9 protein-coding genes are annotated in these 11,838 nt (G+C 72.4%); 4 read left to right on the forward strand and 5 right to left on the reverse strand.

Annotated elements, in window-relative coordinates; translation table 11 throughout:
* Position 1 precedes the first annotated feature (1 nt).
* The 4 genes from ADK64_RS00630 to rsmH all read right to left on the reverse strand — a co-directional run bounded on the left by ADK64_RS00630 (position 2) and on the right by rsmH (position 5,308).
* Positions 2-1,657 carry a UDP-N-acetylmuramoyl-L-alanyl-D-glutamate--2,6-diaminopimelate ligase gene (locus tag ADK64_RS00630; RefSeq protein ID WP_199829441.1) on the reverse strand — a complete coding sequence of 552 codons (1,656 nt, stop codon included), beginning with the start codon at positions 1,655-1,657 and terminating at the stop codon, positions 2-4.
* Between the two features lie 31 nt (positions 1,658-1,688).
* On the reverse strand, positions 1,689-3,653 hold the full coding sequence (locus tag ADK64_RS00635; RefSeq protein ID WP_324614353.1) for a penicillin-binding protein 2: 1,965 nt from the start codon (positions 3,651-3,653) through the stop codon (positions 1,689-1,691).
* Positions 3,654-3,658: 5 nt separating this feature from the next.
* Positions 3,659-4,279, reverse strand: coding sequence for a hypothetical protein (locus ADK64_RS46905; protein WP_053653784.1), 621 nt, complete (start codon positions 4,277-4,279; stop codon positions 3,659-3,661).
* 72 nt (positions 4,280-4,351) lie between these two features.
* On the reverse strand, positions 4,352-5,308 hold the full coding sequence (gene rsmH / locus ADK64_RS00645; protein ID WP_078992419.1) for a 16S rRNA (cytosine(1402)-N(4))-methyltransferase RsmH: 957 nt from the start codon (positions 5,306-5,308) through the stop codon (positions 4,352-4,354).
* A 419-nt stretch (positions 5,309-5,727) separates the two neighbouring features.
* Between rsmH and ADK64_RS00650 the strand changes: the two genes are divergently transcribed.
* The 4 genes from ADK64_RS00650 (at position 5,728) to ADK64_RS00665 (ending at position 11,317) form a co-directional block, all read left to right on the forward strand.
* Entirely contained in the window at positions 5,728-6,276 is a 549-nt protein-coding gene (locus tag ADK64_RS00650; RefSeq protein WP_053653788.1) for a beta-class carbonic anhydrase, read from the forward strand.
* Positions 6,277-6,534: 258 nt separating this feature from the next.
* Positions 6,535-7,575, forward strand: a complete 1,041-nt coding sequence (locus tag ADK64_RS00655; protein WP_053653790.1) for an AAA family ATPase — start codon at positions 6,535-6,537, stop codon at positions 7,573-7,575.
* Positions 7,575-8,936 carry a DUF58 domain-containing protein gene (locus ADK64_RS00660; RefSeq protein ID WP_053653792.1) on the forward strand — a complete coding sequence of 454 codons (1,362 nt, stop codon included), beginning with the start codon at positions 7,575-7,577 and terminating at the stop codon, positions 8,934-8,936. The genes ADK64_RS00655 and ADK64_RS00660 overlap by 1 nt, the downstream gene beginning before the upstream one ends.
* Positions 8,933-11,317: a transglutaminase TgpA family protein gene (locus tag ADK64_RS00665; protein ID WP_053653795.1), complete on the forward strand. Its 2,385-nt coding sequence runs from the start codon at positions 8,933-8,935 to the stop codon at positions 11,315-11,317. The genes ADK64_RS00660 and ADK64_RS00665 overlap by 4 nt, the downstream gene beginning before the upstream one ends.
* A gap of 93 nt (positions 11,318-11,410) precedes the next feature.
* Here ADK64_RS00665 and ADK64_RS00670 read toward each other — a convergent pair whose 3' ends face one another.
* On the reverse strand, positions 11,411-11,794 hold the full coding sequence (locus ADK64_RS00670; RefSeq protein ID WP_053653797.1) for a DUF3040 domain-containing protein: 384 nt from the start codon (positions 11,792-11,794) through the stop codon (positions 11,411-11,413).
* Positions 11,795-11,838 lie beyond the last annotated feature (44 nt).

Genomic DNA, 11,838 nt, shown 5'->3' on the forward strand with positions numbered 1-11,838 from the left:
TTCATCCCTGGGTCTTCTGGATAGCTTCGCGAAGCACCTGGCGGTCGTCGAAGGGACGGACCACGCCGGCGATGTCCTGGCCCTGCTCGTGGCCCTTGCCCGCGACCAGCACGGTGTCGCCGGGCGCGGCGCGGCCGACGGCGGCGGCGATCGCGGCGGCCCGGTCCTCGAAGAGGAGCACCTCGCCACGCTCGTGCGCGGGCACGGAGGCCGCGCCCTGGAGCATGGTCGCGAGGATCGCGAGCGGGTCCTCGGAGCGGGGGTTGTCGGAGGTGAGTACGGCCGTGTCGGCGAGCCGGGCCGCGGCGGCGCCCATCGGGGCGCGCTTGGTCCGGTCGCGGTCGCCGCCGCAGCCGAGGACCACGTGCAGCCGGCCCTTGGTGACCTTGCGCAGCGCCTTGAGCACCGATTCGACCGCGTCGGTCTTGTGGGCGTAGTCGACGACCGCGAGGTAGGGCTGCCCGGCGTCCACGCGCTCCAGACGGCCCGGGACGCCCGGTACGGCGGCGATGCCGTCGGCGGCCGTCTGCGGGTCGAGGCCGGCGGCGGCCAGGGCGACGAGGGCGGCGAGGGTGTTCGCCACGTTGAAGGGGCCGGCGATCGGCGACCTGGCGTGGATCCGCTCGCCGTTCGGGCCGACGACGGTGAACGTCGAGTCCATGGGGCCGACCTGGACGTCCTCGGCGCGCCAGTCGGCGTCGGGGTGGCCCTCGGCGGAGAAGGTGACGACGGGGACCGTGGCCTCCTTCGCGAGCCGGCGGCCGTACTCGTCGTCGGTGTTGATCACGCCGAGTCTGCTGCGTTTCGGCGTGAACAGCTGCGCCTTGGCCCGGAAGTAGTCCTCCATGTCGGAGTGGAACTCCATGTGTTCCGGGCTGAGGTTGGTGAACACGGCGATGTCGAAGACACAGCCGTCGACACGGCCGAGGACCAGGGCGTGGCTGGAGACCTCCATGGCGACCGCCTCGACACCGCGTTCGCGCATGACGGCGAAGAGTGCCTGGAGGTCGGTGGCCTCCGGGGTGGTGCGCTCGGACTTGATGCGCTCGTCGCCGATGCGCATCTCGACCGTGCCGATCAGGCCGGTGGACCTGACCGTCTTCAGGCCGCCTTCGACGAGGTAGGCGGTGGTGGTCTTGCCGGAGGTTCCGGTGATGCCGATCTGGAGCAGGCCGCTGCCGGGGCGGCCGTAGATGGTGGCCGCGAGTTCGCCCATCCGCGCGCGCGGGTCGGCCACGACGAGGACCGGCAGTCCGGTCGCGGCGGCGCGCTCGGCGCCCGTCGGGTCGGTGAGCACGGCGGCCGCGCCGAGGCCGGCGGCCTGGGTGACGAAGTCGGCGCCGTGCGCGCGGGCGCCCGGAAGGGCGGCGTACAGGTCGCCGGGGCGCACGGCGCGCGAGTCGTGGGTGATCCCCGTGATCCCGGCGGCGGCGTCCGGAGCGGTGGCACCCAGCTGATCGGCCAGCTCCGCGATGGGTGTGGCGGAGACCTGAACCGGTCGCGGCGGTCCCGGATATGTCACGGAAGCGCCCTTCTGGGTGGTTTGGGACTGATCAGCGTGTGGCACGGCGGTGAGCGTACCGGGCGCACCCGCTCCGGAGCGAAGCGAGGGGCGCGGGGCGCCTTGGTTCCCGTGGTCCGGGGTGATCGTTGTCACGAGTTCGTTCCTGGTGTTTCCGAGGTGCTGATCAGGGCTTGTAGTCGACAGGCAGGTTGGCGGCCTTCGCCCCGGTCGGCGGCACCTGGAGGGTCTTGAGCGCGAACTCCATCACCTGCTTGTAGATGGGGCCGCAGATCTGACCGCCGTAGTAGCTGCCGGAGGTGGCGTTCTGGATGGCGCAGTAGACGGTGATGCGAGGGTTGTCCGCGGGCGCGAAGCCGGCGAACGACGACGTGTACCCGTGGTACTTGCCGGTGGCCGGATCCACACGGTTGGCCGTGCCGGTCTTGCCGGCGACGTTGTAGCCGGGGATGCGGGCCAGGTTGCCGGTGCCCTGCTCGTCGTCCACGACGGACTCCAGCATCTGGGCGAGGGTCTGGGCGGTCTTCTCGCTGACGACCCGTGTCTCCTTGGGCTTGGGGGCGGGCGTGAAGCGCCCGTCGGCGCCCTTCGTGCCGCGCACCAGGGTCGGCTCGACGCGGACCCCGCCGTTGGCGATGGTCGAGTACACGGAGGCGGCCTGCATCGCGTTGATGGAGAAGCCCTGGCCGAAAGGGATCGTGTACTGCTGCGAGGTGGACCACTTCTGGTACGGCGCGAGGATACCGGGGGTCTCACCGGGGAAGCCGAGCCCGGTGTAGCCGCCGATGCCGAATTTACGCAGGTAGGAGTAGAGGACCTTGTTGGCCTCCTGCTGCGTCCTGCCGAGCTGGCCGGTGGCCAGGATGGTGCCGATGTTGCTGGACTTGGCGAGGACGCCGTTCAGCGTGAGGTTCCAGGTGTCGTGATCGACGTCGTCGGAGAAGAGCCGGTCGCCGCGGTGCAGCCGGTTGGGTACGACGACGTGGGTGAGCGGGGTCGCCGCGTTCTCCTGCAGCACGGCCGCCATGGACATCACCTTGGCGGTGGAGCCGGGCTCGTAGGCGTCCTGGAGGGCCGCGTTGCCCATCGCGGCGGCGTCGGCCTTCGACAGGTCGTTCGGGTCGAAGCCGGGCGCGTTGGCCATGGCCAGGATCTGCCCGGTCCTGGTGTCCTGGACGACCACGTAGCCGCGGTCGGCCCGGGACTTCTTGACCTGCTCGGTGATGGCGTTCTGGGCGGCCCACTGGATGTCGCGGTCGATGGTCAGCTCGACGTCGGAGCCCGGCACGGCGGGGGTCTCCGTCGATCCCGCGGTGGGCACCTCGCGCCCGCCGGACTGGGCGTAGCGGATCTTGCCGTCCTTGCCCGCCAGTTGCTTGTCCAGCTCCTGCTCGATGCCGCCGCCGCCGTTGCCCGCGGCGTTGACCCAGCCCAGTATCCCGGCGGCGAGGTCGCCGTTGGGGTACACGCGCTGGCTGCTGGGGTCGGCGAAGACGCCGGCGAGGACGTTGACGGTGCTCTTGTCCGTCTCCGCCTTCTGGGTGAGCGCGCTCCTCAGGTCCTTGATCTGCTTCCAGACCTGCGGGGTCTGCCGGACGGCGAGCCGGGTGTAGCGGGACTTCTTGTTCGCGGGCCGCAGCTTCTGCACGAGCGTGGCCTGGTCCTGCCCGAGGATCGGCGAGAGCAACGCCGCCGCCTGCTCGGGCCCGTCAGCGATCTTCAGCGCCTCGGGGCTGAACATCGTCGGGTCGGCCGTGATGTCGTACGCGTCCTCGCTGACGGCGAGGGCCACGCCGTCGCGGTCGGTGATCCCGCCGCGCGCGGCGGCCAGGGTGTGCACGACGTACCGGTTCTGCTCGGCGCGTGCCGCGTAGGCGCTGGCGTCCACGGCCTGGACCTGAAGCAGCCGTACGACGAAGGCGATCAGCACCAGGGTCAGGGCGAGGCTGACCATGCGCAGCCGGGGCCGCGGGCTGCCGAGCCGGAGCGGGCGCTGGGCCGCAGGCCGCGCGCCACCGGGCCGGCGCGCCGGCCGGGCGCCGGGCCCGGCCTGCCTTCGCACGGCACTCCTCGGCCGCGGCGGCCTGGCCGGCCCGGGCACACGACGCCGCGGCGGTTCCCTGTCGGACACTTCCGTCACCTGCCGGGGGTCGGGGTGGACACGGGCTGGGGGATGGGCGGCGGGGGGACGGCCGTCGCCGCGACAGCGGGCGTGGGGGCGCCCTGGGACTGGGACGGTGCGGTGGAGGCGGTGGCGGAGGCGGAGGCGGAGGCGGCAGCGGAAGGGAATGGGGACCGGGACTGGGTCGGGAGGCCCGAGGGGGGTGCGGAAGGGGCGGAGCCCAGGGGCAGGGCCTCGGGGGCCACCGGCTCGGTGAAGGCGGCCGATGCGGGGCCGGCGGCGCCCGGGACCCCCTTGACCCTGCCGTCGGGGCCGAGGAAGGCCGGGTCGCCGCCGGGGACCATGCCGAGTTCGTGGGCGCGGCGCTGGAGGGCGTCCGGCGAGGAGTAGGTGTCGATGGCCCGCTGGAGGGACTGTTCCTCGTCGGTGAGGCTCTTCGTCTGCTTCTGCAGGTCGGCGAGTTTGAACGAGCCTTCGCTCAGGGCGGAGTTCAGCACCAGCAGCCCGATGAGGCCGCCGCCGAGGAGCAGGACGACGAGGAGGACGAACGGGGTACGGGCCGCCCGCGCGCGGCCGGCCGGGAAGAGCTGGGCGAGCCGCGCGGCCCGCCCCCTCAGTTCGGGTTTCCTACTCACTGCTCCCCCGGTGAGTTCGGGAACCCAACCGGCTCCCCCTGTGAGTTCGGGAATCCAACCGACCCGTCTTGCTCACTCGGTGTCCTCCCTGATGCGCTCGACGCCGCGCAGCCTGGCCGGCGCGGCCCGGCGGTTCTCGGCGACCTCTTCCTCGGTGGGAAGTTCGGCACCCCGGGTGAGCAGCTTGAGCCGCGGCTGGTACCGCTCGGGCACGACCGGCAGCCCGGGCGGCGCCGTGGACGCGGCACCGGCCGCGAACACCTGCTTCACCAGACGGTCCTCCAGCGACTGGTACGACAGCACGGCGATCCGCCCGCCCACGTCGAGGGCCTTCACCGCGGCCGGAATGGCCCGCTCCAGGACGGACAGTTCGCCGTTGACCTCGATGCGCAGCGCCTGGAAGGTGCGCTTGGCCGGATTGCCGCCGGTGCGCTTGGCGGCCTGCGGCAGGGCGTCCCGGATCAGCTCCACGAGCCGCGCGCTGTTGCTGAACGGCTCCTTCTCGCGCTCGCGGACGATCGCGGACACGATCCGCTTGGCCTGCTTCTCCTCGCCGTACGCGCGCAGGATGCGCACGAGTTCGCCCGCCGGGTAGGTGTTGAGGACCTCGGCGGCGCTGATACCGGCCGTCTGGTCCATGCGCATGTCCAGGGGTGCGTCCTGGGCGTAGGCGAAGCCGCGGTCGGCCTCGTCCAGCTGCATGGAGGAGACTCCGAGGTCGAACAGGACGCCCTGCACGCGCGCGATGCGAAGCCTGCGCAGCACGTCGGGCAGCTCGTCGTAGACGGCGTGCACGAGGGTGGCGCGCTCTCCGAAGGGCGCCAGCCGCTCTCCGGACAGCCGCAGCGCCTCCTTGTCCCGGTCGAGGCCGATCAGCCGGGCCTCGGGGAACCGGGCCAGCAGCGCCTCGCTGTGCCCGCCGAGGCCGAGGGTGCAGTCGACGACCACCGCTCCCGGCCGCTCCAGGGCGGGCGCCAGCAGATCCAGGCACCGCTGGAGCATCACCGGGACGTGTCGACTCTGGCTCAAGGGGGCCTCTCAGATCCTGCGGGCCGTACGCACCACCGGGTCCCCGCCTGCTCGTGAAGAGGGAGGCCTGCCGGCGCCGGAAGCGTCAGCCGACCGGGAGCGGGAGGAGGCCGAGCCGTACGTACGCGCCGCGCACGCGGGGAGACGGATCCGGGCAAGGTCCGGGGTCTCCGGGGGTTTCACCAGCAGGGAGAGCCACGCCTCCCGCTTCGCGTCACTTTAGTCCACCCTGTCTCGCGGTCAATCAACCGGCCTGCGCGTCGCGTACCCCATCGCGACGGGAGCCGCAATCCGAGCGGATTCACCCGTCCGGATCCGGTTTGCCGTCCGTGTGGGTTAGCTCACAACAAGCCGCGATGGCGTTCTTTGTCCGCTCTCACAGCGGGCCAGGACCGGGGGTGACCAGTAACGTCATGACTATGACGACTTCCGCAGCAGTTCCCACGGGATCCGAAGGCGCCATAACCGGCGGTGGCACCGTCACGAACCGCCTGGTGGAGGCCAATCAGCGGTACGCCGCCGAGTTCGCCGACCCGGGCATGGACGCACGTCCCGTGCTCCGGGTCGCGGTCGTGGCCTGTATGGACGCCCGCCTCGACCTGCACAAGGCCCTCGGCCTGCAGCTCGGCGACTGCCACACCATCCGCAACGCGGGCGGCGTCGTCACCGACGACGTCATCCGCTCCCTGACCATCAGCCAGCGCGCGCTCGGCACCCGCAGCGTCGTCCTCATCCACCACACCGGCTGTGGCATGGAGTCCATCACCGAGGACTTCCGGCACGACCTGGAGATGGAGGTCGGCCAGCGACCGGCCTGGGCGGTGGAGTCCTTCCGGGACGTCGACCAGGACGTGCGCCAGTCCATGCAGCGCGTGCGCACCTCGCCGTTCCTGCTGCACACCGACGACGTACGCGGCTTCGTGTTCGACGTGCACACGGGTCTGCTGCGCGAGGTGGACCCGGTCTGACCGGGCACACCGGCCGGCCGCCCCGAGAGCACGGCACTCCACCCGCCGTATCCGTATCGAAAACGAGGTCGGAAAAGCCGTAAGACCGACATCGTGCGGGCAGTTGTCCACAGGCGAGTGACACGAATCGGTAACGGCAGCAAGAATGCGGGGTGTGGCATCACGCGGAACCTTTCCCGTGTGGTGTCCGTGTTTCGGGGTGGGCCGGTTTCGCATCGCAGAGCGTCGGCCCGGAATGAACGGGCCGAGGAGGGCCGGGTGACGACCTATGACGATCGAGCGAGCCTCACTGATCTGACCGCCACGGTGGAGCGGGTGCGCGGTTCGGTGGAGGGCGTGATCGAGGGCAAGCCCGAGGTCGTACGGCTCGCGCTGACCGTGCTGCTCGCCGAGGGCCACCTGCTGATCGAGGATGTCCCCGGCGTGGGCAAGACGATGCTGGCCAAGGCGCTGGCGCGGTCCATCGACTGCTCGGTGCGGCGCATCCAGTTCACGCCCGACCTGCTGCCCTCGGACATCACGGGTGTGTCCATCTGGGACCAGCAGCGCCGGGACTTCGAGTTCAAGCCGGGCGCCATCTTCGCGCAGATCGTGATCGGCGACGAGATCAACCGCGCCTCGCCCAAGACCCAGTCGGCGCTGCTGGAGTCCATGGAGGAGCGCCAGGTCACCATCGACGGGCAGACGTACGAACTGCCCAGTCCCTTCATGGTGGTGGCCACGCAGAACCCGGTCGAGATGGAGGGCACCTACCCGCTGCCCGAGGCCCAGCGCGACCGCTTCATGGCCCGCGTCTCCGTCGGCTACCCGAGCGTGGAGGCCGAGCTGCAGATGCTCGACATCCACGGCGGGGCGAACCCGCTGGAGGATCTCCAGCCGGTGGCGCACGCGCACGAGATCGTGAAGCTGGTCGAGGCGGTGCGCGGGGTGCACGTCGCCGAGCCGGTCCGGCGGTACGCGGTGGAGCTGGTCGCCGCCACGCGCACGCATCCCGACCTCAGACTCGGCGCCTCCCCGCGCGCGACGCTGCACCTGCTGCGCGCGGCGAAGGCGTCCGCAGCCCTGTCCGGGAGGGAGTACGCGCTGCCGGACGACGTACAGGCGCTCGCCGTCGCCGTCCTCGCCCACCGCCTGCTGCCCACGGCCCAGGCCCTGCTCAACCGCCGTACGGCCGAGCAGGTCGTGCAGGAGATCCTCCAGCACACCCCGGTGCCCGCGGCGCCCGGACAGCAGAGCGGCCTCGGCGGCCTGGGGCACAGCGTCCCGGCGTATCCGCAGCAGCCTCCGCGGAGTCTGTGATGAGCGCCGGGGGGACCGGACAGGCGGAGCCCGACCGCGGGGAGGCGGGCGGCGTCCGTACGGCCCTGGCGGGTCTCACGACGCGTGGCCGCTCCTTCCTGGCGGCCGGGATCGCCGCCGCGATCTGCGCGTACGTCCTCGGCCAGAGCGATCTGCTGCGGGTCGGCCTGCTGTTGGCCGTACTGCCCCTGCTCTGCGCGACGGTGCTCTACCGCACGCGCTACCGGGTGGCCGCCACCCGCCGGCTCGCCCCCGCGCGCGTGCCGGCCGGCAGCGAGGCCCGGGTGCATCTGCGCATGGACAACGTCTCGCGGCTGCCCACCGGTCTGCTGATGCTCCAGGACCGGGTCCCCTACGTCCTCGGGCCGCGCCCCCGGTTCGTGCTGGACCGCGTGGAGCCGGGCGGCCGCCGCGAGGTCTCCTACCGGGTCCGCTCCGACCTGCGCGGCCGCTATCCGCTGGGCCCGCTCCAGCTGCGGCTCACCGATCCCTTCGGGATGTGCGAACTGACCCGCTCCTTCTCGGCGTTCGACACCCTCACGGTCATCCCGCGCGTGGAGCCCCTCGCCCCGGTCCGCTTCAGCGGCGAGGCCAAGGGCTACGGCGACGGGCGGCAGCGTTCGCTGGCCCTCGCCGGCGAGGACGACGTGATCCCGCGCGGCTACCGCTACGGCGACGACCTGCGCCGGGTGCACTGGCGGTCCACCGCGCGCTACGGCGAGCTGATGGTCCGCCGCGAGGAACAGCCCCGGCGCTCCCGGTGCACGGTCCTGCTGGACACCCGGGGCGGTGCCTACGAAGGCGCGGGCCCCGACTCGGCCTTCGAGTGGGCCGTCTCCGGCGCCGCCTCGGCGCTGGTCCACATGCTCGAACGCGGCTTCTCGGTACGGCTGCTGACCGACGGCGGCAGTGCGGTGCCCGGCGAGGGCGGCGACGGGTTCGCGGGCAGCGGCCCGGAGACCGCCGACGCGGCCGGGCTGATGATGGACACCCTCGCGGTGATCGACCACTCCGACGGCACGGGCCTGTCCCGGGCCTACGACGTGCTGCGCGGTGGCAACGAGGGGCTGCTGGTGGCCTTCCTGGGCGATCTGGACGAGGAGCAGGCCACGACGGTCGCCAAGATGAGCCGGCGCAGCGGCGGTGCCGTCGCCTTCGTGCTCGACCCGGACACCTGGGTGCGCGAGACGACCGACGTGCCCCGGCCGGGCGACCGGCACACGGAGCGGCTGCGCCTGTTGCGCGAGGCGGGCTGGACGGCGCTGAGCGTGCCGCGCGGCGCCTCGCTGAACGCGCTGTGGCAGCAGGCGGACCGCGAGCGTTCGGGTCTGGCCGCGGTGAGCGGGGAGGCGATGGGATGAGCGGGCGGGCACGACTGGCACTGTGCGCCGCGGCGGCCACGCTGATGGTCTCCTGCGCGCTGCTGCCGCTGGTGGCCGAGCCGACGTGGCTGCTGCAGCTGGTGCCACTGGTGGCCGTACAGACGGGGGTGGGCGCGGCGGCCCGCCGGGTGCCGCTCGGCCGTCCGCTGACGGTGATCGCGCAGGCGCTGGTCACCCTGGTCATGCTGACCCTGGTCTTCGCGCGCCAGCACGCGATCATCGGACTGATCCCCGGCCCGGACGCCTTCCGGTATCTCTCCGACCTGCTCCAGCAGGGCTCCAACGACGTCAGCGAGTACGCGATACCGGCTCCGCTCACCGCCGGCATCAAGCTGATGCTGATCGGCGGTGTCCTGGTCATCGGCCTGCTGGTGGACACGCTCGCGGTGACCTTCCGCAGCGCGGCCCCGGCCGGACTGCCACTGCTCGCGCTGTACTCGGTGGCCGCCGGGCTGTCCGACGGCGGAGCCGACTGGCTGTGGTTCCTGGTGGCGGCGGCCGGCTATCTGATGCTGCTGCTCGCCGAGGGCCGGGACCGGCTGGCGCAGTGGGGCCGGGTCTTCGGCGGCGGGCCCCGCTCCCCCGGCGCCCCGGACGGCGGTGCGGTGGCCCCGGTGCGCACCGGACGCCGGATCGGAGCGGTCGCGCTCGGGGTGGCCCTGCTGGTGCCGCTCGCCCTGCCCGCGATGAGCGGCGGCCTGCTGGACCCCGCCGGCAGCGGGGTGGGCGCGGGCAACGGCGACGGGGGCACGATCTCGGCGGTCAATCCGCTGGTGTCGCTGCGCGACAGTCTGAACACGGACAACGACCGCCAGGTGCTGTCCCTGAAGACCAGCGCGAACGACGTCTCGGACCTGTATCTGCGGATCGTCTCCCTGGACGACTTCGACGGCACCACCTGGAAACCGGCGCAACGGCGCATCGTCGGCGTGCCGAACACGTTTCCCACGCCCATCGGCCTGGACGCGCACGTCAAGCGCGCCGCGGTGACGACGACGATCTCGGCGGCGGACTGGTACGCCCAGGACTGGCTGCCGATGCCGTACCCGCCGAGCGGTGTGAAGGTCGCGGGCCGCTGGCGCTACGAGCCGGTCGGCATGACCCTCGTCGGTGACCACGGCCAGAACACGCGCGGTGAGACGTACCAGGTGACCAGCCTGGACGTGCAACCGACCGCGGAACAGCTGGCCTCCGCACCGGAGCCGCCGGCGGCCCTGAAGCGCGAGTACACGCAGGTGCCGTCCGCACTGCCGAAGGTGGTGGCCAGCACCGCCCGACAGATCACCGCGGGCGCGCGCAATCACTACGAGGAAGCGGTCAAGCTCCAGGACTACTTCGCGGTCACGGGCGGCTTCCAGTACGACACCCAGGTGCAGGTCGGCCGCGGGCCCGAGGCCATCGCGAACTTCCTGAAGAAGAAGCAGGGCTTCTGCGTCCACTTCTCCTTCGCCATGGCGGCGATGGCCCGCACGCTCGGCATCCCGGCCCGGGTCGCGGTGGGCTTCGCCCCGGGTACTCCGCAGGCCGACGGCACGGTCACGGTGAACCAGAAGGACGCGCACGCCTGGCCCGAGCTGTACTTCGAGGGCGTGGGCTGGACCCGCTTCGAACCGACTCCGACCCGGGGCACCACGCCGTCGTACACCCAGTCGAACACGCCCGGCACCTCGCTGCCGGACCAGGGGCTGCCGTCGCACCAGGCGTCGACGGCGCCGTCGACGGCGGCCTCCTCCAGCGAGAGCTGCACGCCCGAGTCGGTCAGGCAGAAGGGCTGCGAGACGGCGTCCGCCGCGGCGGCCCTGCACAGCGGCGGCGGGGACGCGGGCCCGTGGTGGGCCCTGCTGATCGGGCTGGCCGGGCTCGTGGTGCTGACCGTTCCGCTGTCGCCGCTGCTGTGGCGGGCGCGGGTGCGGTCGGTGCGGCTGGGGGCGCACGCCCGGACCGAGGAGGGCGCGGCGGCGCACACCCTGGCCGCCTGGCAGGAGCTGACGGACAGCGCCTGGGACCACGGCGTCGTGCCGGACGAGTCGCTGACCGCGCGTGGAGCGGCCGACCGGATCGTCCGGCTCGGCGAACTGGACCCGGCGGCCGGTGCCGCGGTGCACCGGGTGGCGGACGCGGTGGAGCAGGTGCTGTACGCACCCCGGCCGCGCCCGGCGGCGGGTACGGCGGAGGATGTGCGCCGGGTGATCGAGGGGCTGCGCGGCGCCGCCGGCACGGGTACGCGGCTGCGGGCGCTGTTCCTGCCCCGCTCGTCGGTGCGGGTGCTGTGGGCGCTGTCGGCCCGCTGGTCGGTGCTCCGGGCCAGGGTGGCAGCGGTGAAGCCACGCCTGCGCCGGCCGTCGGAGCAGCAGGGCTGAGACAACGGTGGGGACACGATGTGTGAGGGGCGACCACCGGTGGTGGTCGCCCCTCACACGTCGTCTGTGGCGTCCGCGGAAACCGCCGGACGGCTAGTGACCCTGTTCGTCCCGGCGGCGCTGCCAGCGCTCCTCGATCCGGTCCATCATGGAGCGCTTGGGACGCGCCTGCCGACGGACGGCACCTGCGGGCTGCTCGCCCGGTTTCGGAGCCTTGCGCCAGCCGGTGACGGCGAGCACGGCGCAACCCAGCATGACGAGGAAACCCACCACGCTGACCCAGATCAGCTGCGCGACCATTCCGGCCATGAGGAGCGCGATACCTACGAGAAAGCCTGCGACCGCCTGGTAGACCCGACGCCGGGTGTACGTGCGCAGTCCGCTTCCCTCAAGCGCCGACGCGAACTTGGGATCTTCGGCGTACAGCGCTCGCTCCATTTGCTCGAGCATGCGCTGCTCGTGCTCCGAGAGCGGCACGGAGTCCTCCTCATCGTGCAGTCGCCGGGGCGACCCGGGGGGTC

This window comes from Streptomyces sp. MMG1121 (genome assembly GCF_001280015.1).
In the GTDB taxonomy this organism is placed as follows: domain Bacteria; phylum Actinomycetota; class Actinomycetes; order Streptomycetales; family Streptomycetaceae; genus Streptomyces.